The organism is Sorangium sp. So ce1014 (assembly GCF_051521505.1).
Classification (GTDB): domain Bacteria; phylum Myxococcota_A; class Polyangia; order Polyangiales; family Polyangiaceae; genus Sorangium.
The window spans coordinates 5,119,984-5,146,979 of the sequence record NZ_CP150356.1 but is presented as its reverse complement, the minus strand read 5'-3'; the positions used below and the strand labels follow the sequence as shown (position 1 = coordinate 5,146,979).

Sequence of the window (26,996 nt, the reverse complement as noted above, 5' to 3'; positions counted from 1 at the left end):
GAGTCGACCTCTGCTCCACGACGTGGCCCGCGCCCGCGGCCCACGCCGCGGACGGAGGGTCCCGACATGGATTGTCGATGGGTTTCGGATCTTGCCCGCATTTCATTTGATAGAGCGGCAAATTCACACTGGGCTCGCGCCGCGGCCAGCGATCGAGCGCCGGGTCGTGGACGCCGGCCGGCGCGTGATCGTCCGGGTTTCTCCGGTATCTGCGGGCCACTCCGCGCGGAAGACGTTGACATTCCGGGGGATTCGTGAGACGGCGGCTGCGTGATATCCGATGTCGAGATCGAGAATGAGATTCGTTCTTTGGTGGCCAAGTTCCTGGAGGGCATGAGAGCGCTGGCCCGTAAGGATGTTGTCCAGAACGCGGCGCGGTACCTGGAAGTCGACATCAAGGCCGCAGGGATATCGACCGGGCCCGCCGCGACTCCCATGAAGCCGTCCCGCAAGGCCGAGCGCGCTCCGGCGCCGAGCCGCCCGGCGCCGAGCCGCCCGGCGCCGAGCCGCCCGGCCGCGCCGGCCCGCAGCGCGCCGTCGCGCAAGGCCCCCACCCCCAAGCGCGCTGCGCCGCGCAAGAAAGCGGTCGCACCGCGCACCACCGGGGGGGCCGCGCGTCCGGCGGCCGCACCGGCCAGGGCGCGCGCCGCGAGCGCCGGCGCCCTGGCGGCGCCCGCCGGGAAAGGGGCCGAGCAATCCCGTCCGGTGAGCCCGGAGAACCCGCCGTCCGGGATCCCCGGGGACGAGATCGCCGAGGCGCTGCTCGCCCATGTGGAAATTGAGCCGGGCCAGGGCATCGACGACCTTGCGCTGGCGATGGGCACCCCCGCAGCCGAGCTCAAGGAGCCGATCAAGAAGCTTCTCGCGGAAAACAAGATCACCGAGGAGCTGAGCCAGGGGCAGACGTCGTACTACCCGACCTGAGCGACGTCGATGCGCCTGCCATCCGGGCATGAGCGTTGCCAGGAGCCGGACAGATGACGAGCGGCCGTCGCGGACAGGCGCCGGTGCGGCGTTACCGAACAAACCACCAGGCCGCGGGCCGCAGGCGACGAGCCGAGCGAGCCCTGCGGACTCATCTGGCCGGACAGATCTGTGTGTTGGCTGACGTGCCCTGCGAGGCCGTCGCCGCGCACTCGACGCGGACACGGGGCCCCGGTAACCTGCCCTTCCAGGCTCTTCCCGGATGACTCCCGCGCACGAACAGATTCTCAACGTCCTGCTCGGCTATCTCTCGGCGATGAATGCAGAGGGAGTCCTGCTCCGGGCCATGCGGGAGGCGGAGATCCAGCCCGAGAGGTTCTCGCTCGACGACCTCCCGGACATCATTCCCAGCATCGAGCGCCGGGCCCGCCTCTATGTCGATCCGGCGCGGCTCGGGCGGCTCAAGTCGGAAATTTCTGCAATCGGCGGCGATCGACCTTCGCGGCGCTCGAAGGTCATGGTCATCCACGTGGAGGCCGACATCAGCGAGGCGCGCCTGAGCGCGAAGGCCATTTGCGACGCGGCCGGCGCAAAGAGCTTCACCTCGCACAAGGTGGCGACCATCGTCAGCGAGCTCGCCCGGAACATCGTTCATTATACCCCGGGCGGGACGATCGAGATCGCCGTGCAGCGCGACAGCCCGGTCCGCTTCCTCATCGTCGCGGTGGACGAGGGCAGCGGTATCCAGAACCTGCAGGAGATCCTCGCCGGCCGCTACAAGAGCAAGACCGGCATGGGCCGTGGCCTCATCGGCGTCAAGCGGCTGGCCGATCGCTTCCAGATCGACTCGGGACCGAAAGGCACGCGGGTGGAGATCGAGGTCCACCTGTGAAGCTCGCCGTCGAGTACACCATCCTCCCCAAGGACGGAGAGCGCGTCAGCGGCGACGCTGCCTTCGTGCGGGCCGGCGAGGACGGCGTCGTCTTCGCGGTCATCGACGCGCTGGGCCACGGCGAGCACGCGGCGGCCGCGGCGGACGTCGCGCTCAAGGCGCTCGGCGACGCGCCGAGCGGCGAGGACGTCCGTGCCCTCGTCGACCGCCTCCACGCGCGGCTCCGCGGGACCCGCGGCGCCGCCGGGATGATCTGCCGCTTCCGGGAGGGGCGGCTCCAGGGCTGCGGCGTCGGCAACGTCGAGCTGATGTCTCACGGCACGCGCGTGCAGTGGCTCCAGAGCCCGGGCATCCTCGGCGCGTCGCTCGGAAAGGTCCGGATCTTCGACGCGCAGCTCGCGCCGGGCGACCGACTCGTCGTCTTCTCCGACGGGGTCTCCCCTCGCTTCGACCTCTCGCTGTTGCGCGGGACGAAGGCCGCGGAGGCGTGCCGCGTCCTCATGAGCCGACACCGGCGCTCGCACGACGACTCAACGGTCTTGATCGCCGACATCGAACCTTAGGATGACCATGGAGCTCAAGCGCCTTCCGATCATCAACCTGTGGGACCGGATCCTGGTGCCCATCCAGGGGGACGTGACCGACGACCTCGCGGAGCAGCTGAACACCGAGGTGCTGCGGGCCATCCACGAGAGCGGGGCGAAGGGGCTGGTCATCGATCTCACGGCCGTATGGATCATGGATAGCCACCTGTGCGCCGTGCTCTCGAACCTGGCCTCCGCCGCGCGGCTCATGGGCACGCCCACGATCCTGTCCGGGCTGAGCCCGGAGATCGCGATGACGTTGCAGGCCATGGGGGTCGAGCTCGAGGCCGTGAAGACGGCGCTGACGCTCGAGCAGGCGCTCACCATGCTCGGGCTCGAGGTGCGCCGAGCCGAGGCGCGCGACGAGGACGACGACGACGACGACGATCTCTTCGACGACGAGGAGGACGAGGACGACGACGACGGATGGGAGGCGGACGACCGCAGCGACTCGACGCGCGCGCCGGCGGCCGGGCGGTCGCCGCGATCCAGCGCGAGCACCGATCGGCGGGACAACGGCAAGAGCCGGCTCAGGCGCCGCTGATCTTGACGGCCGCGTGACGGCGATGGTCCCGGTGGGCAACGCCGTGGGTCCCTGGTATGCCTCACGACCGCTCTGCGGGCGATCACCATGGACAAGCTGGATTGCCTCTGCGCTCCGCCGCCCAAGCAGCGGGGGATCTTCTGCAACCGGACGCTGAACCTCCGTTCGATCAAGGCGATCGGGTACGACATGGATTACACGCTGATCCACTACCGGGTGGAGGCGTGGGAGCGTCGGGCGTATGAGCACCTCCGCCACCTGCTGGAGAACGAGGGCTGGCCGGTCGGGGAGCTGACCTTCGAGCCGGACCTCGTGATCCGGGGGCTCATCCTGGACACCGAGCTCGGCAACCTGCTCAAGGTCAACCGGTTTGGGTACGTGAAGCGGGCCTACCACGGCACGAAGCCGATCGACTTCGAGGCCCAGCGCGCGACCTACGCGCGGACGATCGTCGACCTCGCGGACGGGCGCTACGTCTTCCTGAACACGCTCTTCTCGCTCTCGGAAGGGTGCATGTATGCGAAGCTCGTCGACCTGCTCGATCAGCGCCGGCTTCCCGAGGTGCTCGGCTACAGCGATCTCTATCGCCGCGTGAAGGATCGCCTCGACGCGACGCACATGGAGGGGCAGCTGAAGGCCGAGATCATCGCGGATCCGGAGCGGTTCGTGCTGCTCGATCCGGAGACCCCGCTCACCGTGCTCGACCAGAAGGAGGCGGGCAAGAAGCTCGTCCTGATCACGAACTCCGAGTGGGTCTACACGCACGCGATGATGAGCTACGCCTTCGATCGCTTCTTGCCGGACGGCATGACGTGGCGCGACCTGTTCGACGTGGTCATCGTGTCCGCGCGGAAGCCGGAGTTCTTCTCGAGCCGCAGCCCGCTCTTCGAGGTGGTCACGGAGGACGGCCTCCTGCGCCCGGCCGGCCGGCTGCGCGAGGGCGGGCACTACCTCGGCGGCAACGCCGGGCTCGTCGAGCATCACCTCAGGCTGTCCGGCGACGAGATCCTCTATATCGGCGATCACATCTATGGAGATGTGCATGTGTCGAAGAGCGCCCTGCGGTGGCGCACGGCGCTCATCATCCGGGAGCTCGAGGACGAGATCCTCGCCATCGAGGAGGCGCGGGGGGCCGAGGCGCGCCTCGATCTCTGGATGCGGGAGAAGGAGGACGCGGAGCGCATCTACGCCAGGCTGCGCCTGGAGCTCCAGCGGATGCGCGCCGGCTACGGGCCGGTCGTCGGGGCGACGGAGGCCGAGGTCCAGGCGAAGATGAACGAGCTCAAGGTGAGCCTCGCGGCGCTCGACGCGCGGATCGCTCCGCTCGCGAAGGCGTCGGCCGAGACGCTGAACCCGCGGTGGGGGCTGCTCCTCCGCGCGGGGAACGACAAGAGCCACCTGGCCCGGCAGATCGAGCGCTCGGCGGACATCTACACGTCCCGCGTCTCCAACTTTCTCCTGGCGACGCCCCACGTGCTGCTCCGCTCGCACCGCGGGAGCCTGCCGCACGACCCCATGGGCGCGCCGCCGGGCGCCGAGCCGCAGAACGGCGAGCCCGCCCCGATCGACGACGCGACCCCGGTGGGGATGTAGGCGGCCGCCTCAGGCCGCGAGCCGCTGCGCGGCGCTGTCGAGGATGTCCAGGCACCCCGCCAGGCTGTCGCAGAAGAGCAGCTCGCGCCGGATGGCGGACGCGCCAGGGAGGCCGCGGAGGTAGCCGGTCAGGTGGCGCCGCGTCACGCGCACGCCGTGCGGCTCGCCGCGCGCCTCGGTGTTCGCGAGGAGGTGCGCGCGGCACAGGGCGAAGCGCTCCTCGGCCGTCGGCGGCGGCAGCCGCGCGCCGTGGTCGAGCAGGGCCCGGGCCTCGCGGAAGACCCAGGGGTGGTCGATCGCGGCGCGGCCGACCATCACGCCGGCGCAGCCCGTCTCCTGGAGCGCGCGGGCGGCGTCGTCGGCGGTCTTGATGTCGCCGTTCACCACCACAGGGATGGACACGCCCTCGCGCGCGCGGGCGGCCCAGCTCCAGTCGGCCGCGCCGCTGTGCCCCATCTGGGCCGTGCGGCAGTGGATCGTGAGCGCGGCGACGCCGGCGTCCTCGAGGCGGCGCGCCAGGTCGACGATCGGCATGTGGGACTCGGGTCCCCAGCCGATGCGCGTCTTCACGGTGACCGGGAGCGCGACCGTGCGCGTCACGAGCCGGGCCATCGTCACCATCGCCTCCGGATCGCGCAGCCAGCCCGCGCCCGCGCCGCGGCCGGCGATCTTCGGCACCCAGCAGCCGCAGTTGACGTCAAGGAACGCCGGCCCTGCCTGCTCGGCGACCTGCGCGGCCTCGGCGAGGCGCTCCGGGTTGGCGCCGTAGATCTGGATCGCCGTCGGCTGATCGTCGGCGGACAGGGTGAGCTTGCGCCGCGCGGTCTTGCACCCGCGCAGCAGCCCCTCGACGTTGACGAACTCCGTCACGCACAGCTCGGCGCCGAGCTCCCGGCAGATGCGGCGGAAGACGGCGTCCGTCACGTCCTCCATGGGCGCGAGGACGACGGGGCGGCTTTCGAACAGCCGGCGAAAGCTTTCAGGCGAGAGCGGCACGATGGCGAGCTTTCAAGCATGGATCCGGCCGGTTGACCAGGGCGACGCCGCGACCTCGGGCGCGCGGCGCGCGGGGGGGCCGCGCGCCGAGCGGCCGGGCCCGCCGAGCTCGATCCCGCGCCGCGACGCGGAGGCGCGGCCGGCATTCATCACCTCGGACCTCGGGGCGTGTATGCGATCAGCGCACGAACACGGCGGGTCGGACGGCGAGTGACCTTGTTGGTATGACATCCTGGGTGCGAGACGGCGAGCGGCGCAGCCCGCCATCGTGACCGAGGAAACCAGCCGCGCCGAAGCCAGCAACGCTCGCTTGACGTTCGGCGCGGCTCTGGCGACCCTCGAGTGTCGCCATGAAGCGTGCGCTGACCAGAGAGGCTCTCCGCGCTGAGCGCTCGGCCTCGTCACGCATGCTCAGGGAGCGCGAGACCCGCCCGATCGGCGCGCCGCGGAGCGCGCTGTCCGCCCACGACACCGAGAGCGTCCGTCGCGCGGTCCGCCGCGCTTTCCGGGTCGCGCTCTGGATCTGGCCCGCGTTCACGCTCGTCGACGTGTTCATGGCGACCGTGCTGTACCCCGGGGCGCCGGTGTGGCGCTGCATCGTCATGCGCATGATCGAGCAGGCGATCGCCATCGCCGTGTACCGGCTCACGGGTCGACCGACGCTCTCGGGGCGCGTCGTGCTGCTCGGGTACGACGCGGCGTTCCTCGTGGCCGCGCTCTTCATCTCGCTCATGGCGCTCGATTTCGGCGGCCTGACCAGCACGTACATGCACGGGCTCTCCATCGTCGTGCTGCTGCGCACGGCGCTCGTGCCGGCGCCGTTCGGCAAGGCGCTCGTCGCCTCCGCGCCGATGTTCCTCGCCTTCCCGGCCGTCATGGGCGTCGCCGCGCTCTTCTCCCCATCGATCCTGGCGGCGTGGCTCGACCCGACGACGCTGCTCACGGCCGCGAGCCATTACATCTTCGTCCCCTCCTCGGGGGTGATCGGGGCCCTGTCGAGCCACGTCGTCTGGGCCGCGCGGCAGCAGGTGTATCAGGCGCGCAAGCTGGGCAGGTATCGGCTCGAGGCGCCGATCGGCAAGGGGGGGATGAGCGAGGTCTGGCTCGCCTGGGACGAGACGCTCCAGCGCGGCGTCGCCCTCAAGCTCCTGAGGACCCGTGACGCGCCGGACACGGCGTTGCTGAAGCGCTTCGAGCAGGAGGCGCACGCGGCCAGCAAGCTCAGCGATCCGCACACCATCCGGATCTTCGACTTCGGCGCGAGCGACGACGGCATCTACTACATCGCGATGGAGCACCTGCGCGGGGCGGATCTCGCCGCGATCGTGCGCAGCTACGGCCCCATGCCCGTGGCGCGCGCCGTGCGCTTCGCCCTGCAGGCCTGCCGCTCGCTCATCGAGGCGCACGAGGCCGGGATCATCCACCGGGACATCAAGCCGCAGAACCTCTTCGTCACCCGCGCTGGCGACGATCACGACTTCGTCAAGCTGCTCGACTTCGGCGTCGCGCGGATGGTCGAGGGCGGCCGGGACGCCGAGCTGACCAACAGCGGCATGCTCTGCGGGACGCCCGCTTACATGGCGCCCGAGGTGTGCCGCGGCGACCGCGCGGATGCGCGCAGCGACGTCTACTCGCTCGGCGGCACGCTCTATTTCCTCCTCACCGGGGAGCTGCCGTTCGAGGGCTCGTCGTCCGGGCAGCTCTTCGTCGCGCACATGACGAAGGCGCCCCTCGCGCCGTCGGTGCGCCGCGGCCCGGTCGTCCCCCGCGCGATCGACCGCCTCGTCCTGCGGTGCCTCGCCAAGGACCCGCGCCACCGCTTCCAGAGCGCGCGCGCCCTGTTCGACGCGCTCCTCCCGCTGCTGGACGAGTCCGCCTGGAGCGCGGCAGACGCGGAGCGCTTCTGGGTGGCCGATCGAGCGGAGAAGCTCGGCCAGATCGAGGCGCCGCCCGAGCGCGTCGCCCCGACGCGCGGGGGCTCGACGCACACCGCCTCAGCTCGATAGAGCCGGGACACCGCGCGGCGTCGTGCGCTGTCGTCGCCGCGCCATCGACCGTCCACGAGATCGACGCCGCGCGGGAAAAATGCGTCGAAACGGTTCGGAAACACACGAGAAACTCCGATTTTGGATCTCCACCGGTATGACGCGAGGGCCGATGCAGAGCAGGAATTGATCGGAGAGCGGCGGCTTCGACTCGCCATGTTTCAAGGCGGCCGCGCACCGGTCTCGGTGAGGAGGACAGATGTCGACTTTGATTACCGAGTGGAATCCCGATGATGATGCGTTCTGGGAGAAGACAGGGAAGCGGATCGCCCGTCGGAACCTCATCTGGTCGATTATCGCCGAGAACATCGGCTTTTCCGTCTGGCTGCTCTGGAGCGTGACGGCCACCCGGCTCCCCAAGGTCGGCTTCAACTACACGCTGGACCAGCTCTTCCTGCTGGTCGCGATCCCGGGCCTCGTCGGCGCGCTGATCCGGTTCCCTTACACGTTCGCCGTCCCGAGGTTCGGCGGGCGCAACTGGACGGTCGTCAGCGCGCTCTTGCTGCTGATTCCCGCGATCTCGCTCTCGGTGCTCGTGACCAGGCCCGACACGCCGTTCTGGCTGATGGCGATCGCGGCGGGGACCGCGGGGCTCGGCGGGGGCAACTTCGCCTCCAGCATGGCGAACATCTCGTTCTTCTATCCGGACAAGAAGAAGGGGCTGGCGCTCGGGCTCAACGCCGCCGGCGGCAACGTCGGCGTCAGCAATGTGCAGCTCATCGTGCCCCTCCTCGTCGGGCCCGGCGCGGTCGCGACGGCGATCGGCGGGTACCACACCGAGTCGGGGATTTACCTGCAGAACGCCGGGCTGATGTGGATCCCGTTCATCCTCATCTCGGCGGCCGGCGCGTATTTCTTCATGAACAACCTGGCGTCGGCGAAGTCGAATTTCAAAGACCAGCTGGCCGCCACAAAGAACAAGCACACCTGGATCATCGCCTGGTTGTACATCGGGACATTCGGCTCGTTCATCGGCTACTCGGCGGCCCTCCCGCTCCTGCTCAAGATGCAGTTCCCCACCGTGACGCTCGAGCTCACGTTCCTGGGCGCGCTCATCGGCTCGGTGGCCCGCCCGCTGGGCGGCTACCTCGCGGACAAGATCGGCGGAGCGCGCATCACGTTCTGCAACTTCGTGGTGATGGGCCTCTCGTCGCTCGGGATCATCCACTTCCTCGACGAGAAGAGCTACGCCGGGGTCGTCACGATGTTCATGGTCATGTTCATCACGACCGGCATCGGCAACGGCTCGACCTTCCGGATGGTCCCCATCCTCTTCCGGCGCGACCATCTCCGCGCGGCACAGGGCAGGGGCGAGGCGGCGCGCGAGGAGGCGCTGGTCACCGCGCGCCGCCAGAGCGCCGCCGTCCTCGGGTTCACCTCGGCGCTCGGGGCGCTCGGCGGCTTCTTCATCCCGCGGAGCTTCGGCGCCTCGATCAAGGCGACGGGCGGGGCCTCGACGGCGCTCATGTATTTCTTCGTCTTCTATCTCACCTGCATGGGGCTCACGTGGTGGTGCTACATGAGGACCCGCTTCCTCGTGAACCGTATCCCGAGCCTCGCCGAGGCCGACGCCTGATCCAGGCGTGTCCCGGGGGGGCGAGGAGCACGCGGGCGCGTCCCGCGGCTGCTGGGCGCCCCTGGAGCCTGAGGCTCCCTCGCGGGGGGACGAGGAGCCTCGGTGAATCCGGACACGCGAGGGCCTTGTCGCGCGGTCGTGAGGGCCCAGGCGCGGCGCCGTGACGAGGACCGAGCCACGGCGCCGCGTTCATCGGCCCCCGGCCGCGCCCCTGGAGCAGAAGCCGCGGCCGGCGGCGCTCCTCGCTAGATGCCGCAGAAGCCGCCGCAGCCGCCGCCCCAGCCGCCCCAGCCGCCGAAGCCCCAGGGCCGGAAGCCCCAGCCGCCGAAGCCCCAGGGCCGGAAGCCAAAGCCGCCGAAGCCCCAGGGCCGGAAGCCCCAGCCGCCGAAGCCCCAGGGCCGGAAGCCCCAGCCGCCACCCCAGAAGCGCGAAGCCGCGTCGGGGTTCTCGCCGACGCTCTCCTCCTCACCGGTGCTCGTCGGGCCGAGGTCCGCCGAGCCGGGGTCCGCTGCGCTCGGGTCCTCCGGGCTCACGCCCGTCGCCGGCGCCGCGCTCGACTCCTGATCTGCGGAGTCCATCTCCTCGCCCTGAGACGCCTGCTTCGCCTCATCGGTCTGGACCGTCGTGTCGTCCGTCGTCGCCTCCGACGCCATCGCCTCGGCCACGCATCCGGCCGCGGAGAGGGCCGTCGCGAGGGCGACGAGCGATGCGAACTTCGTCAATTGGCTCATGTTCCCATTCTCCTGTGCACATCAATTCATGTGGATGGAGTCAACGCCCGTCTCGACGACGAGCGTTGACACGCGGGGACCTGAGCTTCCCCGTCACACGTTCATGTGTGGTGTCCGGGGAGTGATGTCGATTGCCCCAGGAAGGACACCTGAGACACCATGGACGCTTTCGGCGACACCCTCCGCGGCCCATGCTCGAAGGCGGCCCTGGTGGCGCCCTGAAATACAAGCATCTCGGTCAACCGAGATGGCGCGGCGCTCCCGAGGCTCCGGCCCCCGAGCGAGCGCTGTGCGGCAAGCGCGGCGCGCGGAACCTCCTCTCCGCGATCCCGACGCGCTCCCCGTGCTCCGGATGGACGGGTCGATCGAGCGCGTGAACCGCGCGGCCCTGGAGCTCCTGGGCTACGCGAGGGGCGATATCTTGGAGCAGCCGGTGGGACCGGTGCTCGTGGAGGACACGGCGTTTTCGGTGATCGCGCGCCTGCGGCCGACGAACCGGATCACAGGGCCTGGAGCGCCGGACCGGGGGCGGTGAGGGTGTTGACGACGATGAAGATGGCGGATGGCTGGCGGCGCGCCGGAAGGCGGCAACGCGAGGCCCCGGAGGGCCGGCGGTGGACCGGCCCCGGGGCCGGCGGTGGACCCGGCCTTGGGCTGCCAGGCCGCCCCGCGCGGGCGTTCAGGTCGCGAGCTTCGCCCGCACCGCGCCGCCCATCGCCTGGGTCGACAGCTTGCCGCCGAGGTCCGCCGTCCTGGCGCCGCCGGCGATGGCCTGCGCCACGGCGCGCTCCAGCACGGCGGCCTCCTTGTCGAGCCGCAGCGAGTGCCGGAGCAGCATCGCGGCGCTCAGGATCGTGCCGATCGGGTTGGCGATCCCCTTGCCGGCGATGTCGGGCGCCGAGCCGTGGATCGGCTCGTAGACCCCGCGCGTGCCGTCGCCCAGCGACGCGCTCGGACAGAGCCCCAGGGACCCGGCCAGCACGGCGGCCTCGTCGGTCAGGATGTCGCCGAACATGTTCTCGGTGACGATGACGTCGAACGCCGACGCGGACGTGATGAGCCGCATCGCGCACGAGTCGACGAGCTGGTGCTCGACGCGGATCTCCGGGTGACGCGCGGCGACCTCGTTCGCCACCGTCCGCCAGAGCCGCGACGACTCGAGGACGTTCGCCTTGTCGACCGACGTGACGAGGCGCCTGCGCGACGACGCGAGGCGGAAGGCGAGCTCGACGACGCGCTCGATCTCCTCGTCCGTGTACTCGAGCGTGTCGACCGCGCGCCTGCGCCCGTTCACCTCCTCGCGGAGGCGCGGCTTGCCGAAGTAGAGCCCGCCCGTGAGCTCCCGGACGACCAGGATGTCGACGTCCGCGAGCCGCTCCGCCTTGAGCGGGGAGGCCTGGATGAGCTCCGGGAACAGGCGGATCGGCCGCAGGTTCGCGTACAGACCGAGGCCCTGGCGCAGCGCGAGCAGCCCCTGCTCGGGGCGGACATTCGCGCTCGGGTTGTCCCACCTGGGGCCGCCGACCGCGCCGAGGAGGACGGCATCCGCCGCGCGGCACGCGTCGAGCGTCTCCGGCGTGAGCGCGGTGCCGGTGGCGTCGATGGCGCACCCGCCGATGAGGTGCTCCGAGTAGGTGAAGCTGTGGCCGAACTGGGCGGCGACAGCATCGAGGGTGGCGCGGGCTTCGGCGACCACTTCGACGCCGATGCCGTCGCCGGGCAAAAGAACGATATTGGCCTTCATGCGACCTCGCTGGCAGGCAACGTGGATGTGTACTGCTCTGGCTCTCTCGCTGCGAGCGTGAGCCCATACTCGATCCCGTCCGCGAGCGCATGCCAGGAAGCGTCGATGATGTTCATCGAGGCGCCGACGGTGCTCCACTGGCGCTGCGCGTTGCGGCTGTCGATGAGCACGCGCGTCGTCGCCGAGGTGCCGTCGCGCCCGTCGAGGATGCGGACCTTGTAGTCGACGAGCTGGATGTCGCGCACGGCCGGGAACACGGGCGCGAGCGCCTTGCGGAGCGCGCCGTCGAGCGCGTTGACGGGGCCGGACCCCTCGGCCGCCGTGATCACCACCTCGCCGCCGACCGCGATCTTGATCATGGCCTCGGCGAAGGTGCCGACGCCCTCGCGCTGGCCCGCGGTGACCTTGAAATCGAGCAGCCGGAAGGGCGGCTTGTAGCCCTGCGAGCTCCGGTGGAGCAGGAGCGCGACCGACGCCTCGGCCGCCTCGAACGAGGAGCCGCGCGCCTCGCGCTCCTTGATCTGCTCGAGCACCTCCACCTCGGCGCCGATCGGCACCTGGAGCCCGAACTCCTCGGCCTTGCTGAGGAGGTTGCCGCGGCCCGACAGCTCGCTCACCACGGTGCGCATCGCGTTGCCGACGAGCGCCGGGTCGACGTGCTGGTAGGACGCAGGCTCGCGCCGCATGGCCGCGACGTGCACGCCGCCCTTGTGCGCGAAGGCGCTCCGGCCGACGTAGGCCATGTGATCGTCGGGGGCGAGGTTCGCCACCTCGGCGACGTAGTGCGAGAGCTCGGTGATCCCGCCGAGCGCCCCCTCCGGCAGCGCCGGGAGGCCGAGCTTCAGCTCGACGTTCGGGATGATCGCGCAGAGGTTCGCGTTCCCGCAGCGCTCGCCGTAGCCGTTGATCGTGCCCTGGACGTGGCGGGCGCCCGCGCGCACGGCGGCGAGCGAGTTGGCGACCGCGCACTCACCGTCGTTGTGCGCGTGGATGCCGAGCGGGTGGCCGAGCAGCGCCTTGATCTCGGCGACCACCGCCTCGATCTGCCACGGCATCGAGCCGCCGTTCGTGTCGCAGAGCGTGAGCACCTCCGCCCCGCCGCGCACCGCGGCGCGCAGCGTCTCGGTCGCGTACGACCGGTCGAGCGCGAACCCATCGAAGAAGTGCTCGGCGTCGTAGATCACGCGGCGGCCGTGCGCCCGCAGGAAGGCGACGGTCTCCTCGATCATCCGGAGGTTCTCGTCGAGCGTCGTGCGCAGCACCGCCGTCACGTGCTGGGTCGAGCTCTTGCCGAAGATCGTGCAGACGCTCGTCCCGGCGGCGAGGAGCGCGCGCAGCCCGGCGTCGTCCTCGGGCGCGAGCGAGGCCCGGCGCGTCGAGCCGAACGCGGCGATCTTCGCGTGCTTCCACTCGATGTCCTTGGCCTGCTCGAAGAACTGCGCGTCCTTCGGGTTCGAACCGGGCCAGCCGCCCTCGATGAAGGTCAGGCCGAACGCGTCGAGGTGGCGCGCGATCCGCAGCTTGTCCTCGCACGCGAGCGAGATGCCCTCGCGCTGGGTGCCGTCCCGTAGGGTTGTATCGTAGATGTCGACGCGGTCCGTGGGGCGGGCGCCCTGCTCCGCGCCGTTGAGAGGCGGATTCATAAGCTTCAACTTCCTTGTGCAGCGAGAGCAGGCCGCCGAGCTCGTCGGGCCCTCGCGGGGGCCCTCTGCGCTCCGCTCATCGACCTACCTCGCGGTCTCGACGGCGGCGCCGCGGCCGCTCTGGTTGCTCTCGTTGCTCTCGGACGCCGCCGCGTCGTCCCTGGGCTCGACGCCGTAGGTCGCGAGCAGCCGGTTCAGGGCGGTGAGGTACGCCGTCGCGCTCGCGACGAGGATGTCGGTGTCGGCGCCGTGGCCGTGGAAGACCCGCGGCGCGGCGTCGTGCTGCGGGTGCCGCTTGCCCGACGTCGCGTCCGCCCGGACCCGGACGCTCACCTCGCCGAGCGCGTCGATCCCCTCGGTCACCGCGTGCACGGAGAACTCGAGGAGGCTGCTCGGCACGCGGACGATCTCGTCGATCGCCCGATAGGCGGCGTCCACTGGCCCGGTGCCGATCGCGGCGCGGACGTGCAGCGCCCCGTCCGGCCCGCGGAGGCGGACCGTGGCCGTGGGCATCCCGGTGGTCCCGCAGGCGACCTGGAGCGCGTCGAGCGTGTAGAGCTCGGGGCCCTGCGCCCGCGTCGTCGAGACGATCGCCTCGATGTCGGGATCGGTGACGTGCTTCCTCTTGTCGGCGAGCGCCTTGAAGCTGGCGAACGCCGCCGCGAGCTGGGCCTCGTCTAGGTGGTAGCCGAGCTCCTCGAGCCGGTTCCTGAGCGCGTGCCTGCCCGAGTGCTTGCCGAGGACGAGCCGGGTCTGCGCCACCCCGACCATCTCCGGCCGCATGATCTCGTAGGTCTCCTGGTGCTTCAGCATCCCGTCCTGGTGGATGCCCGACTCGTGCGCGAAGGCGTTGGCGCCGACGATCGCCTTGTTCGGCTGGACGTTGAAGCCCGTGGCCGCGCTGACGAGCCGGCTCACGGTGGCGATCTGGGTCGTGTCGATGCCGGTGCGCAGCCCGAAGACGGCCCGGCGCGTCGCGAGCGCCATGACGACCTCCTCGAGCGCGGTGTTGCCGGCGCGCTCGCCGATGCCGTTGATGGTCACCTCGGCCTGGCGCGCGCCCGCGCGGATGCCCTCCAGCGCGTTGGCCGTCGCGAGCCCGAGGTCGTTGTGGCAGTGCACCGAGAGGATGGCGCGGTCGATGCCCGGGACGTTCTGGCGGATCCCGGCGATGAGCGCGCCGAACTCGCTCGGCATGGTGTAGCCGACCGTGTCCGGGATGTTGAGCGTTGTGGCCCCGGCGGCGATCGCGGCCTCGAGCACCTGGTAGAGGAACTCGGGCTCGCTCCGGCCGGCGTCCTCGGGGCTGAACTCCACGTCGGCGCAGAGGTCGCGCGCGTACGCGACCATGGCCCGCACGCGGTCGAGCACCTCGGCCCGGCTCATCCGGAGCTTGTGCTCGAGGTGGATGTCGCTCGTGGCGAGGAAGGTGTGGATCCGCGGGTTCGCGGCCCGCCTGACGCCCTCCCACGCCTTGTCGATGTCGACCTTCGTGGCGCGGGCGAGCGCGCAGATGATCGGCGGGGTCGCGGCGGGGCGGCCGGGGACCGCGGCCGTGCCCACGCGCTCGGCGATCGTCTGGACGGCGAGCAGGTCGTCGGGGGAAGCGGCGGGGAAGCCCGTCTCGATGACGTCGACGCCGAGCTTCGCCAGCGCGAGCGCGATCTCGAGCTTCTCCGAGGACGTCATCGTCGCGCCCGGCGACTGCTCGCCGTCTCGCAGCGTGGTGTCGAAGATGCGCACGTAATCGGACTGGGGCATCGCTTGATTCGCAATCATCTCAGGCATGGTGTCCTCCGCCGCCTCCCACGAGTGGAGAGGCTCAGTCGCCGGGCTTGATGGTGACGGGGTCGATGAACGGCATCATCTTGCGCAGGTTGGCCCCCACGACCTCGAGCCGCTGCTCCCGCTCCTTGGCCCGCGTCGCCTCGAAGTTCGGCCGACCCTCCTCGTTCTCCGCGATCCACTTGCGGGCGAACTCGCCGCTCTGGATCTCGGCGAGGATGCGCTTCATCTCCTCGCGCGTCTTGTCGGTGATGACGCGCGGGCCGGAGACGTAGTCGCCCTGCTCGGCGGTGTCGCTGATCGAGTACCGCATGTAGTTGAGGCCGCCGCGGTACATGAGGTCGACGATCAGCTTGAGCTCGTGCAGACACTCGAAGTAGGCGATCTCCGGCTGGTAGCCGGCGTTCACGAGCGTCTCGAACCCGGCCTTCACGAGCTCGCTCGCGCCGCCGCAGAGCACCGCCTGCTCGCCGAAGAGGTCGGTCTCGGTCTCCTCCGCGAACGTCGTGCAGAGCACCCCGGCGCGCGTCGCGCCGATGCCCTTCGCGTAGGCGAGCGCCTGCGCCTCCGCCTTGCCGCTCGCGTCCTGGTGGACGGCGAGCAGGGCGGGGACGCCGCCGCCGGCCTCGTACGTCTCGCGCACCCGGTGCCCGGGGCCCTTCGGGGCGATCATCGAGACGTCGACCGACGCGGGGGGCGTGATCGTGTTGAAGCGGATGTTGAACCCGTGCGCGAACATGAGCGTTTTGCCCGGGCCGAGGTGCGGCGCGATCTGCTCGTTGTAGATGCGCGCCTGCGACGTGTCGGGCGCGAGGATCATGATGACGTCGGCGGCCTTCGCGGCCTCGGACACCGTGGCCACCTGCAGCCCCGCGGCCTGCGCCTTGGGCCGGCTCTTGCTGCCCTCGGGCAGGGCGACGATCACCGTCACGCCGCTGTCGCGCAGGTTCAGCGCGTGCGCGTGCCCCTGGGAGCCATAGCCTACGATCGCGACCTTCTTGCCCTGGATGAGCGATAGATCCGCGTCGTTATCATAGAAAATTTTAGCCATCTCAATCTCCTTCAACAGGGACCGCACCTCGCGGCTCCCTTCCTTCACGTCGTCAGGCGGCGCCGCTGTCGGCCGGGCGCGCAGGCATCGAGTCGAACCTGGCCTCCGCCTCCTCTGCGCCGCGGGTCATCACGATCATCCCTGTCCGCACCATCTCGATGATCCCGAAGGGGCGGAGCACGTCGAGCAGGCCCTCGATCTTGTCGCCGGTCCCGGTGATCTCGATGGTCAGCGCCTCGGGGGCGACATCGACGGTGCGCGCGCGGAACACCTCGCAGAGCTGGAGCACCTGCGCCCGGGTCGTCGCGTTCGCCTTCACCTTGATCAGCGCGAGATCGCGCGCGACCGAGGCGGTGTGGGTGACGTCCCGGACCCAGAGGGTGTTGACCAGCTTGTACAGGTTCGCCTCGAGGCGGCGCGCCCCGTCCTCGTCGGCCTCGAGGACCAGGGTCAGGCGCGAGATCCCGGCGATGTGGGTGCGCCCGACGCTCAGCGACTCGATGTTGTAGGCGCGGCGCCGGAAGAGGGACGCCACTCGGTTGAGCACGCCGGGGCGGTCTTCGACGTAAGCGATGAACGTGCGCAGGATGGGTCGATCCATGGATGCCTCTCGAAAGTCCCTCTTGTCAGTGGTGCGCGCAGCTATGGCCGCGTCGCGTTCGGACGCGCGCCGCCCGTCCGACGGAGGCGACGGGGGCGCCGGACGGGCGCTCGGGGCGCGCGCCTCTACCGGTGCGTTCACGGGTCCTCCCCGGTCTCCACGATGGGGCTCGGGCGGCGGATCATGTCGTTCAGGTCGGCGCCGGCGGGCACCATCGGATAGACGCTGTCCTCCTGCTCGACGCGGAAGTCGACGACCACGGTGCCCGGCGTCGCCCGGGCGCGCTCCACCGCGCCCGCGATCTCCTCGCGCTTCGTGACGCGGATGCCGGTCAGCCCGTGGGCCTCGGCGAGCTTCACGAAGTCCGGGCTGCGCATCGGGGTCGCCGAGTAGCGCCGGTTGTAGAAGAACTCCTGCCACTGGCGCACCATGCCGAGGTAGCCGTTGTTGATGATGGCCACGTGGACCTTGATGCCCTCCTGCGCGCAGGTCGAGAGCTCGCACGCGGTCATCTGGAAGCCGCCGTCGCCCACGACCACCCAGATCTCGTCGTCCGACTTCGCGAAGCGCGCGCCGATCGCCGCCGGCAGGGCGAAGCCCATCGTGCCGAGCCCGCCGGAGGTGATGAGCTTCCGCGGGTAATCGTGCTTGTAGTACTGCGCTTCCCACATCTGGTGCTGGCCGACGTCGGTTACCACAAGCGCCTTGCCGTCGGTGAGCCGCCAGAGGTCGTGCAGCACGTGCGCGGCGTACAGTTTGTCGTGGTACGGCAATTGTTGAATGTCACGGACCGCCGAGTCGCCCTTCAGCAGGCTGATGCGCTCGATCCACTCGCTCCGGTTGCGCTGCTTGCACCCGGGGATGAGCGACAGGAGCGTGTCCCGGACGTCGCCGACGAGGCCGACGTCGACCTTGACATTCTTGTTGATCTCGGACCGGTCGATCTCGACGTGGATCTTCTTCGCCTTCACGGCGTAGGTCTTGAGGTTGCCGGTCACGCGGTCGTCGAAGCGCATCCCGAGCGCGATGAGGAGGTCGGCCTCCTGGATGGCGTTGTTCACCCACGCCTCGCCGTGCATCCCCATCATGCCGAGGCTGAGGGGGTGCGTCGCCGGGAAGCCGCCGAGGCCGAGCAGCGTGCACGCGACGGGGATGCCCGCCTTCTCCACGAAGGAGAGCAGCTCGCGCGTCGCCTCCGCCCTGACGATGCCCTGACCGGCCAGGATGAGCGGCCGCTGGGCGTCGTCGATGAGCTCGATCGCCTTCTCGATCTCCGTCTGGATGGCTTGCTGCGAGGGGCGGTAGCCGGGCAGCCGGACCTCGCCCTTGGGCGGCTCGAAGTCCATCGACGCCTGCTGGGCGTCCTTGGTGATGTCGACGAGCACCGGGCCCGGGCGGCCCGAGCGCGCGATGTAGAACGCCTCGCGGATGGCGGGGGCGATGTCCTGGACCTCGGTCACGAGGTAGTTGTGCTTGGTGATCGGGAGGGTGACGCCCGTGATGTCGGTCTCCTGGAAGGCGTCGGTCCCGAGCAGCTTCGAGGGGACCTGCCCGGTGATACAGACGATCGGCGAGGAGTCGAGCATCGCCGTCGCGATCCCGGTGACGAGGTTCGTCGCGCCGGGCCCCGAGGTGGCGATCGCCACGCCGACCTTGCCCGAGGCGCGGGCGTAGCCGTCCGCCATGTGCGCCGCGCCCTGCTCGTGCCGGACGAGCACATGGCGGATCGGGTAGCCGAGGATCGTGTCGTAGGCGGGCATGATCGCGCCGCCCGGATAGCCAAAGACCACGTCCACGCCTTCGCGGACGAGGACTTCCCAGATAATCTGTGCACCGGTTCGTTTCATATTCCTGACTCCGATCGAGTCACGCTGGTGAAGGTGGCGCCCGGGGGCGCCTTGGCCGCGGGGTTCTGCCGTCTCTGAGAGGCCCGGCGAGTTAGGCGATCGCGCGCTGCAGGTCCTCCCGGGGGCCGTCGCCGCTCGTCTCCTCGCGGCGGATGGCCTCGAGCACCCTGCGCGCGTCGTCGAGCGAGACGACGCGCGAGGAGCCCGGGGTGCCAGCGTGGAGGTCCGAGCCGGATCGCGCGGAGGGCGGGTCGGAGTGGAACTCGAACGAGGCCTCGTCCGCGCCGTCCGGGCGCGTGCCCTTCAGGTGCGTCGAGGAGCGCTGGGGCGCCCGGGCGGCGCCGCCGCCGGCGCGCGCGCGGATCTGGCCGACGAGCGCCTCGAGCTCCTCGCGCACGGCGCTCGACGCGACGGGCATCCCACAGCCCGCGGCGACGAGCTCCGCGAGCTCCGCGATGCGCTGGCCAACGGCCTCGCTCGAGGCGTCCTCGCGATTCTTCCTCGAATGTTCCTTGCTCACCTGATCCTCCTTGACGACGGCTGCTCTTCGTGAACCCACAGGCCAGAAAAAAGAAAGCCCCCGGACCTTCTCGGTGCGGGGGCCTATCTCCATGCTGCTTCAGCTCAGAGCGGCGGCCCGCACCCGTTCCCGACGCGAATCAGCCCGACGATGTCGGTTAGGCTGACGAGCGCAGGAATGGTTAGGCCCGCTAGGAGCCCGACGGACACGCCGCCCTCGACGACGAGCGAACGGGTCGTCGAGGACGCCGACGAAGCGCGGTGCACCAGCTTCACAGCGGAGGTCCCATCGCCGGAGGCGTGGGCGCTGGCGGTGCATGTCGACTTCTGCATAGCGTGAGGGTCTCTACCTTGCAGAGCTGCTGCGTCGCGTCAAGCTGTTTCTTTACAGATCGCTTGTTTCGACGGCATTTCGAGATGTTTTTTGTTCGAGCAATGCCTGCAAGAAGCGCGCGATGTTCCGCACGAACGGTCGCCGTCCGGGTCGTTCAGTCGTTCAGTCGTTACCCAGGCGCGTCTCTCGAGCGGCGATGTCCGCGACGGAGGCGCGCGCGGTGTGCAGGGAAGCGTCGCTCGATCGCGACGCCGAGCGGGTCGAGCGAGGCGCATCGAGCGCATCGAGCGCATCGCGTGGAACGCGCAGAGGCGAGCGGATCCCGGAGCGCCGGGGGGAGGTGTGCGCAAACGCCGGACCTCGGCTCGTGCGCGCCCGCGGTGCGGAGTGCTGCCTTGAACCGACTGCCGACGGATCGCGCGACGCCACCATGGATCCGCCATGCAAGCGCATCGCGTGGCGCAGGCGTGCCCTGCCAGTCGAACGATCTCGCCCTGCTGCCGCCGACGCCGACGCGCGGCCTCTTCCGCCGCGGTCGGGCTCCTCGCGCTGTGCAGCGCCTCGACCGGCGCCGCCGCGGATCGCGTCGATCCCGCGCGCCGAGCGGACGTCGCGGCGCTCGCGAGCGCGCAGCCCGGGCGGCCGGTGGCGCCTGCGCCCCCGCGCCGCGGGCCGGGGCGCCGTGACGCCGCGGCGCCCCGGACGCAAGCGACGGCGGCCGCCAACCTCAGCACCTTCATCGAGCTCCGGGACGATTACGTCTCGCGCGGCAGCAGCGGCTTCTTCAACGCCGCGGTGCTGCGGGGCGATTACGCCTTCAACAGGAGCTTCTCGCTGCGCGCGGACGTGCCGCTCGCCTACGCGGGCGGGCTCGAGGGACAGCGCGACGTGGGGCTCGGCGACATCCTGATCCGGCCGCTCGTCCGCGCGATCGCCACGCCGCGGTTCGCGCTCGTCCTCGGCTCGGATCTCGTCCTCGACTCGGCGGCGCGCCGCGCGCTGGGCTCGGGCAAGAACCAGGTCGCGCCCCTCGTCCAGGCGTACGTCCGCGTGGCGCGGCCCGCGCGGCTGGGGCTGCAGCTGCAGCATGCGGTGTCGTTCGGCGGCGATCCGCGGCGGAACGACATCCAGACGTCGGTGGTGCGGCCCTTCGCGATCATCGAGCTGCCGCGCGGGTTCTGGGTGGGGCCGGACCAGAGCTTCCAGTTCAACCACCGCGGCGCGCCCCGCGTCGTGTCGACGAGCGTGCTGGAGGTCGGCGCAGAGCTCAGCGACCGCGTGCAGGTGTACGTCGATCCGGGCATCCAGGTCGACAGCCGCGGCGCGGTCGACTGGCTGGTGACCGTGGCCGTGCGGTGGGCCTTCCCGCAGCGAGCGCGGGGGCGCGCGGTCGCAGCGGGGACCGCCGCGGGCGAGTAGGCAGGCGGCGGTCGTCCGCGCGGCTGCGCCCGGCGAGGGGGGCGCGCGGCTGCCCTCGGCGAGGGGTGCGCGGGGCTGCGCCCGGCCAGGGCCCACGCGCGGCTGGCGTTCAGGAGGGCGGGTGGGCCATTGTCGGGCCCCGGGAGGCGGACCCTTGACCTGGGCCGCCGTCCCGAGCCTGATCCCTTATCCCACCCCGCCCATGCTTTCACGAGATCCGCTGCTCCTGCTCTCTGCCACGCGGCTGGCTGCGCTGATCCGCGCCCGAGCCGTGACGTCGGCCGAGGTCGTGGACGTCCATATCCGGCACATCGAGCACGTGAACCCGAGGCTCAACGCGATGGTGGCGAGCCGGTTCGACGCCGCCCGCGCCGAGGCGCGCGCCGCCGACGGGCTCCTCGATCGCGGTGAGGCCGCCGGCGCGCCGCCGTTCCTCGGGGTCCCGTGCTCCATCAAGGAGAGCTTCGCCGTCTCGGGCATGCCGAACTCCGCGGGGCTCGTCGCCCGCGCCGGCGTGCGCGCGAAGGAGGACGCGGTGACGGTCGCGCGCATGCGCGCCGCCGGCTTCATCCCGCTCGGCGTCACAAACGTCTCGGAGCTCTGCATGTGGATGGAGACGAACAACCGGCTCTACGGCCGGACGAACAACCCCTACGACCCGACGCGCACCGCGGGCGGCAGCTCGGGCGGCGAGGCCGCCGTGGTCGGCGCGGGCGGCGCGCCGGTCGGGCTCGGCTCGGACATCGGCGGATCCATCCGGATGCCTGCGTTCTTCAACGGCGTCTTCGGCCACAAGCCGACCGGCGGGCTCGTGCCGACCTCGGGCCAGTTTCCGCTGCCCGGCGAGCGAGGGCTCCGCTTCATGACGACCGGCCCGATCGCGCGACGCGCCGAGGATCTCATGCCGGTGCTCCGCATCCTCGCGGGCCCCGACGCGGGCGATCCGAGCTGCGCGCCGCTGCCCCTCGGGGACCCGGCCTCGGTCGACCTCGGTGGGCTGACGGTGCTCTCGGTCGAGGACGACGGCGTGCACCGGGTGAGCGACGATCTCCAGGCCGCGCAGCGGAGGGCGGAGGAGGCGCTCGCCGCGCGCGGGGCGACGGTCCGCAAGGCGCGCGTCGAGCTCCTCGCGCGGGCGCTCGACATCTGGACCGCGATGCTGGGCGTGGCCGGGGGCGTCACGTTCCGGGCGCTGCTCGGGGGCGGCCGTCCGATCAGCCTGCCGCGCGAGCTCGCGCGCTGGTCGATCCGCCGCTCGCCGCACACGCTGCCCGCGCTCGGGCTCACCTTGCTGGAGGACGTCGGCAGGCTGGTCCCCTCGCGCATCGCGCGCGCCCTGGAGCTCGGCGAGGCGCTCCGCGCCGAGCTCGTGTCGCGCATCGGCGAGCGGGGCGTGATGCTCTACCCGTCGTATCCGACGCCCGCGCCGCGGCACTACGCGCCTCTCCTGCCGCCCTTCCAGTGGACGTACACGGCGGTGCTCAACGTGATGGAGATGCCGGCGACGCAGGTCCCGCTGGGCCTCAACGCCGAGGGGCTGCCGCTCGGCGTCCAGGTGGCGGCGATCCACGGCAACGATCACGTGACGATCGCCGTGGCGCAGCACCTGGAGCGCTCGTTCGGCGGCTGGGTCCCGCCGTCTCTGTCGTGGTGCCGACGGTGACGTTCCCGCCCGCGGTCGTGGTATCAAGGCTCCCCCCCATGACCATCGACCGCACGTACGACGTGATCGTCTTCGGCGCGACCGGCTTCACCGGTCGCCTCGTCGCCGAGTATCTCGCCACCCAGGGCAAGGAGGCCTCGGCCCGGGACGACGCTGCAGGACGATCCATCCGCTGGGCGATCGCCGGCCGGAACGCGGGGCGCCTCGCCGAGGTGAAGGCGGCGCTGGAGGCGATCGATCCGGCCTGCTCCTCGGTGGGCGTCGTCGAGGCGACCTCGGAGGACGCGGCGTCGCTCGATCGCATGGCCAGCCAGGCGCGCGTGGTCATCACGACGGTCGGCCCGTACTCGACCCGCGGCGAGCCGCTCGTCGAGGCGTGCATCCGCGCGGGCACCGACTACGCGGATCTCACCGGCGAGCCCGAGTTCGTCGACCGCCTCGTCGAGCGCCACCACGAGGCCGCCCGCGCGCGCGGCGTGCGGATCGTCAACTGCTGCGGCTTCGACAGCATCCCGCACGACCTCGGGGCGCTCTTCACGGTGACGAGGCTCCCCGCGGGCGAGCCGATCGTGGTGGAGGGCATCGTGCGCGCGCACGCCAGCTTCTCCGGCGGTACCTGGCAGTCGCTGCTCGAGATCATGGCGCGCGGCGGCCGCGAGAAGCGCGAAGCGCGCTCCGAGGGGGCGCCCGGCGCGCGGAAGGTGCAGGGGCTCAAGGCGCGCATCCGCTACGAGAAGGGGCTGCGCGCCTGGGTCTGTCCGATGCCGAGCATCGATCCGCAGGTCGTGCTGCGGAGCGCGCGGGAGCTCGACGTTTACGGCCCTGACTTCCAGTACGGGCACTACATGCAGGTCAAATCCGGGCTGCAGCTCGTGGTCGGGATCGCCGGCTTCGGCGCCGTCGCGGCGCTCGCCAAGGTCGGGCCGGCGCGGGAGCTGCTCCGCAAGGTGCGCAGCCCGGGGGAGGGGCCGAGCGCCGAGGAGCGGGCGCGCAGCTGGTTCCAGGTGACCTTCCAGGGCAAGAGCGCGTCGCGCAGGGTGGTGACGCGGGTGAGCGGCGGCGATCCGGGCTACTCGGAGACGGCGAAGATGGTGGCGGAGTCGGCGCTCTGCATGGCGTTCGACCGCGAGCGGCTGCCGGCGCGCGCCGGGGTCCTCACGCCGGCCGTCGCGATGGGGGAGCGGCTCATCGAGCGGCTGCAGGCGGCGGGGATCCGGTTCGAGCTGCTCGAGGGGTGAGCTGCGGCGGGGATCCGTTGGAGATGGGAGCCACTCCCAACGTACAAGGCCGCACTGCCCATCTCGGGGTGGTGGGGGTTCTGTCCAGAGAGATGTCCCATGAAGGCGGGAAGATCCTTGATCTTTTCTTCCCGCCTTCCCGCCTTCATGTTCAAATGACCCCACCCTCTGACATTGTGAAGGGCTGAGTCCCTGGAGTATCCTCGGGGGAAGTGACCGGCACGGAGGAGACCCGCCTTGGCGGGGAGGAGACGGCGCCCCTGTCGCTCGGGCCCGGGGCCGGCAGCCGTGTGCTGACGAGCTCCTTGCCGGCGGAATCCGCGGTCGCCGGCGCGTCGCTCGTCACGTTGCCTGTGGGGTCGCCCGACCCCGCGCAGCGCCCGGAGGAGAGCTTAGCGAGCAGGACGGCCCCTCTGCGGCGATCCTCGGTGGCCCAGGAGCCCGGCGGCCCGCCCATGTCGAGCCGGCAGGCCGCCGGTCCGGCCATCCGCGCCGGGACCCTCATCGGGCATTATGAGCTCATCCGCGAGCTCGGCCGAGGGGGCATGGGCACCGTCTTCCTCGCCCGCGACGTTCGCCTGGGGCGTCTGGTGGGCATCAAGGTCGTCACCACCCTGACCGGCGCCAGACTCCAGCGGTTCCTTGTCGAGGCCCGCGCCACCGCGCTCTGCAAGCACGAGAACATCGTGACGATCCACGATGTGAACGAGCACGACGGATACCCGTACATGGTGCTCGAATACATCGAGGGCCAGAGCCTCCGCGCCTGGATGGATCAGCGCAGGCCCGCCGACGCGGACGAGGCGGTCGCGACCGCGCCGGTGTCCGCGAGCGCGGCCGTGGAGATGATGGTGCCGGTGGTGCGCGCCCTCTCCTGCGCCCACAAGCTCGGCATCGTCCACCGCGATCTCAAGCCCGAGAACATCATGCTGGAGGCGTCCGGCGCCATCAAGGTGCTCGACTTCGGCATCGCCAAGCTCCTCGACACGGACGTCGCCAGCTCGATCGAGCGGCCTCCTATCTCGCTCCGGACGACCTTGACGCGCGAGGGCGCGATGATGGGGACGATACCGTACATGTCCCCGGAGCAGTGGCTCGGGGAGGGGATCGATCACGAGAGCGACATCTGGGCCATGGGCATCATGCTCTACGAGCTCGTCACCGGCGCGCACCCGCTCGCGCCGGTGACGGTGCACAGCCTCATGCAGGTCGCCCTGCTCGACCAGCCCATGCCCGAGCTCGACGGCGAGCGCCCGGAGCTCGGCGCGATCGGCGCGATCGTCGATCGCTGCCTGCGCAAGCGGAAGGCCGAGCGCACCGCCTCGGCGCAGCAGCTCCTCTCCGAGCTCCTGCCGCTCTTGCCCGGGCGTCACGAGATCGTCCTCGGGGCCGACGAGAGCCCGTTCGCGGGCCTGTCGGCGTTCCAGGAGGCCGACGCGGACCGCTTCTTCGGCCGCGCGGAGGACGTCGCCAGGATGGTGACGCGCCTCCGCAGCCAGCCGCTCCTCGCCATCGTCGGCGCGTCGGGCGTCGGGAAGTCGTCGCTCGTCCGGGCGGGGATCGTCCCGGCGCTCAAGCGGTCCGGAGGAGGGTGGGAGTCGCTCATCCTCCGGCCGGGGCGCGAGCCCATGGCGGCGCTCGCCGAGCTGCTCAACCATCCCTCCTTGCTGTCGAGGGGCGGCTCGGAGCGGCCGGAGTCGCTCGACATCGAGGCCTCGCGCGGGCGCGTGTTGCGCGAGAGGCTGCGCGCCGAGCCAGGCTACCTCGGGGCCGAGCTGCGCGCGTGGTCGGCCCGGAAGCAGCGCCGCGTCGTGCTCTTCGTCGATCAGTTCGAGGAGCTCTACACGCTCTCGTGCGACGCCGGAGAGCGCGCCGCGTTCCTCTCGTGCCTCGGCGGCGTCGCGGACGACGCCTCGTCGCCCCTGCGCGTCCTCCTGTCGATCCGGTCGGACTTCATCGAGCGGGTGGCCGAGGACAGGCATTTCATGACGGCGGTGACGCGCGGGCTCGTGGTCCTGCCGCCCATCGGCCGCGCCGGGCTGCGTGAGGCGCTGACCCGGCCTGTCCAGGCGGCGCGGTACGAGATCGACGAGCCGGCGCTCGTCGAGGAGATCCTCGACGTGCTGGAGACCACCCGCGGCGCGCTGCCGCTCTTGCAGTTCATGGCGGCGCGGTGGTGGGATCTGCGCGATCGCGGGCGCCGGCTCCTGACGCGGGCGAGCTACGAGGCGATCGGCGGCGTGGCCGGCACGCTCGCGAGCCACGCCGACACGGTGCTGGCCGGGATGAGCGGGCGCCAGGCGAAGCTCTGCCGGGCCGTGTTCGAGCGCCTTGTCACGCCCGAGCGCACGAGGGCCATCGCCAGCCTGCGGGAGATCCGCGAGCTGCCGGGGGAGCCGGACGAGCTCGAGGGGGTCGTCCACGTCCTCTCGGATGCGCGGCTGCTCGCGGTCGAGACGGGCCGCGACGACGCCGGCAACCGGGTGGAGATCGTGCACGAGTCGCTCATCGAGCGCTGGCCGACGCTGCTGCGCTGGCTCGACGAGAACCAGAAGGACGCGGCGTTCCTCGACAAGCTGCGCGTGGCGGCGAGGCAGTGGGAGTCGAGCGGCTGCGCCGACGACACCCTCTGGCGCGGCAAGATCGCCCAGGAGGCGCGCCTCTTTCGCGACAGGGTTTATTATCAAGGCCAGTTGCCCGCGCGGGAGCAGCGGTATCTCGACGCGGTGCTCCGGCTGGCGAGCCAGGCGCAGCGCAGGCGGCGCACGCTGATCATCGGCATCATGACGGGGCTCTCCCTGCTCGTCGCCCTGGCCGCCCTGGGGATCATCAAGGTGGTCCGTCAGAACCAGGTCATCACCGCGCAGCTCGAGGAGATCCGCCAGACCGAGTACAACCTCGAGCAGGCGCTCGCCAACGAGCGCGCGGCCCGCGAGGCGGCCGAGCGGGCCCGGAAGAACACGGAGGACGAGCGGCTGCGGGCCGAGGTCCTGCAGAAGGAGGCCGAGGAGGCGCGGTACAGGGCCGAGGACGCGGCCGAGCGAGCGCGCAAGGCGGCCCGGGAGGCCCGGACGGCGCGCGACATGGCGCGGGCGTCCGCGACCGGGGCCCGCGACGCCGAGGCCCGGGCCGGCGCCGAGGAGCGGCGGGCCAGGGAGGCGGCCGAGCACGAGCGCCGCAGCAAGGAGGCGCTGGAGCAGCTCATCCAGCGCACCGTGGGCAACATCCGGTAGCGGGCGTTCCTCGGGGCCATCGAACCCGGGAACC

At 71.1% G+C, this 26,996-nt stretch carries 22 protein-coding genes; 13 read left to right on the top strand and 9 right to left on the bottom strand.

The window, feature by feature from the left end:
- The first annotated feature begins 270 nt into the window (after positions 1 to 270).
- The 5 genes from WME75_RS19555 (at position 271) to WME75_RS19535 (ending at position 4,537) form a co-directional block, all read left to right on the top strand.
- Entirely contained in the window at positions 271 to 924 is a 654-nt protein-coding gene (locus tag WME75_RS19555) for a hypothetical protein (RefSeq protein WP_437493001.1), read from the top strand.
- 316 nt (positions 925 to 1,240) lie between these two features.
- Positions 1,241 to 1,816: an ATP-binding protein gene (locus tag WME75_RS19550; RefSeq protein ID WP_437492999.1), complete on the top strand. Its 576-nt coding sequence runs from the start codon at positions 1,241 to 1,243 to the stop codon at positions 1,814 to 1,816.
- Positions 1,813 to 2,379 carry a SpoIIE family protein phosphatase gene (locus tag WME75_RS19545; RefSeq protein ID WP_437492997.1) on the top strand — a complete coding sequence of 189 codons (567 nt, stop codon included), beginning with the start codon at positions 1,813 to 1,815 and terminating at the stop codon, positions 2,377 to 2,379. The genes WME75_RS19550 and WME75_RS19545 overlap by 4 nt, the downstream gene beginning before the upstream one ends.
- Before the next feature lie 7 nt (positions 2,380 to 2,386).
- Positions 2,387 to 2,944: an STAS domain-containing protein gene (locus tag WME75_RS19540; RefSeq protein ID WP_437492995.1), complete on the top strand. Its 558-nt coding sequence runs from the start codon at positions 2,387 to 2,389 to the stop codon at positions 2,942 to 2,944.
- An 87-nt stretch (positions 2,945 to 3,031) separates the two neighbouring features.
- Positions 3,032 to 4,537, top strand: coding sequence for an HAD-IG family 5'-nucleotidase (locus WME75_RS19535; RefSeq protein ID WP_437492993.1), 1,506 nt, complete (start codon positions 3,032 to 3,034; stop codon positions 4,535 to 4,537).
- Between the two features lie 9 nt (positions 4,538 to 4,546).
- Here the strand turns inward: WME75_RS19535 and dusB are convergent, their stop codons facing one another.
- Positions 4,547 to 5,533: a tRNA dihydrouridine synthase DusB gene (dusB, locus tag WME75_RS19530; protein ID WP_437492991.1), complete on the bottom strand. Its 987-nt coding sequence runs from the start codon at positions 5,531 to 5,533 to the stop codon at positions 4,547 to 4,549.
- Between the two features lie 407 nt (positions 5,534 to 5,940).
- On the opposite strand from dusB, the gene WME75_RS19525 reads away from it, so the two are divergent.
- A complete protein-coding gene (locus WME75_RS19525) occupies positions 5,941 to 7,539 on the top strand; it encodes a serine/threonine-protein kinase (RefSeq protein ID WP_437492989.1) in 1,599 nt (532 codons plus the stop codon).
- A gap of 238 nt (positions 7,540 to 7,777) precedes the next feature.
- Positions 7,778 to 9,154 carry an MFS transporter gene (locus WME75_RS19520; protein ID WP_437492987.1) on the top strand — a complete coding sequence of 459 codons (1,377 nt, stop codon included), beginning with the start codon at positions 7,778 to 7,780 and terminating at the stop codon, positions 9,152 to 9,154.
- Positions 9,155 to 9,399: 245 nt separating this feature from the next.
- Here the strand turns inward: WME75_RS19520 and WME75_RS19515 are convergent, their stop codons facing one another.
- Positions 9,400 to 9,885: a hypothetical protein gene (locus tag WME75_RS19515; protein WP_437492985.1), complete on the bottom strand. Its 486-nt coding sequence runs from the start codon at positions 9,883 to 9,885 to the stop codon at positions 9,400 to 9,402.
- A gap of 343 nt (positions 9,886 to 10,228) precedes the next feature.
- On the opposite strand from WME75_RS19515, the gene WME75_RS19510 reads away from it, so the two are divergent.
- Complete coding sequence (locus WME75_RS19510; protein ID WP_437492983.1) at positions 10,229 to 10,420, top strand: PAS domain-containing protein; 192 nt, start codon at positions 10,229 to 10,231, stop codon at positions 10,418 to 10,420.
- Positions 10,421 to 10,564: 144 nt separating this feature from the next.
- On the opposite strand, the gene leuB is transcribed toward WME75_RS19510, so the two are convergent.
- From leuB to WME75_RS19475, 7 genes are all read right to left on the bottom strand, one after another.
- Positions 10,565 to 11,629, bottom strand: coding sequence for a 3-isopropylmalate dehydrogenase (gene leuB, locus WME75_RS19505; RefSeq protein ID WP_437492981.1), 1,065 nt, complete (start codon positions 11,627 to 11,629; stop codon positions 10,565 to 10,567).
- Positions 11,626 to 13,272 carry a citramalate synthase gene (gene cimA / locus WME75_RS19500; protein WP_437492979.1) on the bottom strand — a complete coding sequence of 549 codons (1,647 nt, stop codon included), beginning with the start codon at positions 13,270 to 13,272 and terminating at the stop codon, positions 11,626 to 11,628. The genes leuB and cimA overlap by 4 nt, the downstream gene beginning before the upstream one ends.
- Before the next feature lie 84 nt (positions 13,273 to 13,356).
- Positions 13,357 to 15,060, bottom strand: a complete 1,704-nt coding sequence (locus tag WME75_RS19495) for a 2-isopropylmalate synthase (protein ID WP_437492977.1) — start codon at positions 15,058 to 15,060, stop codon at positions 13,357 to 13,359.
- A gap of 34 nt (positions 15,061 to 15,094) precedes the next feature.
- Positions 15,095 to 16,108 (bottom strand): ketol-acid reductoisomerase, encoded by a 1,014-nt coding sequence (ilvC, locus tag WME75_RS19490; RefSeq protein WP_437492975.1) that lies wholly within the window; start codon positions 16,106 to 16,108, stop codon positions 15,095 to 15,097.
- A gap of 52 nt (positions 16,109 to 16,160) precedes the next feature.
- Complete coding sequence (gene ilvN, locus WME75_RS19485; RefSeq protein ID WP_437492973.1) at positions 16,161 to 16,709, bottom strand: acetolactate synthase small subunit; 549 nt, start codon at positions 16,707 to 16,709, stop codon at positions 16,161 to 16,163.
- A gap of 137 nt (positions 16,710 to 16,846) precedes the next feature.
- Complete coding sequence (gene ilvB, locus WME75_RS19480) at positions 16,847 to 18,556, bottom strand: biosynthetic-type acetolactate synthase large subunit (RefSeq protein ID WP_437492971.1); 1,710 nt, start codon at positions 18,554 to 18,556, stop codon at positions 16,847 to 16,849.
- A 91-nt stretch (positions 18,557 to 18,647) separates the two neighbouring features.
- A complete protein-coding gene (locus WME75_RS19475) occupies positions 18,648 to 19,076 on the bottom strand; it encodes a hypothetical protein (RefSeq protein ID WP_437492969.1) in 429 nt (142 codons plus the stop codon).
- Positions 19,077 to 19,226: 150 nt separating this feature from the next.
- Here WME75_RS19475 and WME75_RS19470 point away from each other — a divergent pair, with 150 nt between their 5' ends.
- The 5 genes from WME75_RS19470 to WME75_RS19450 all read left to right on the top strand — a co-directional run bounded on the left by WME75_RS19470 (position 19,227) and on the right by WME75_RS19450 (position 26,962).
- Positions 19,227 to 19,415 carry a hypothetical protein gene (locus WME75_RS19470; protein WP_437492967.1) on the top strand — a complete coding sequence of 63 codons (189 nt, stop codon included), beginning with the start codon at positions 19,227 to 19,229 and terminating at the stop codon, positions 19,413 to 19,415.
- A 435-nt stretch (positions 19,416 to 19,850) separates the two neighbouring features.
- On the top strand, positions 19,851 to 20,828 hold the full coding sequence (locus WME75_RS19465) for a hypothetical protein (RefSeq protein WP_437492966.1): 978 nt from the start codon (positions 19,851 to 19,853) through the stop codon (positions 20,826 to 20,828).
- A gap of 202 nt (positions 20,829 to 21,030) precedes the next feature.
- Complete coding sequence (locus tag WME75_RS19460) at positions 21,031 to 22,491, top strand: amidase (protein ID WP_437492964.1); 1,461 nt, start codon at positions 21,031 to 21,033, stop codon at positions 22,489 to 22,491.
- Positions 22,492 to 22,529: 38 nt separating this feature from the next.
- Complete coding sequence (locus WME75_RS19455) at positions 22,530 to 23,729, top strand: saccharopine dehydrogenase family protein (protein ID WP_437492962.1); 1,200 nt, start codon at positions 22,530 to 22,532, stop codon at positions 23,727 to 23,729.
- Between the two features lie 455 nt (positions 23,730 to 24,184).
- Positions 24,185 to 26,962 (top strand): serine/threonine-protein kinase, encoded by a 2,778-nt coding sequence (locus WME75_RS19450; protein WP_437494870.1) that lies wholly within the window; start codon positions 24,185 to 24,187, stop codon positions 26,960 to 26,962.
- The last annotated feature ends 34 nt before the right edge of the window (positions 26,963 to 26,996 follow it).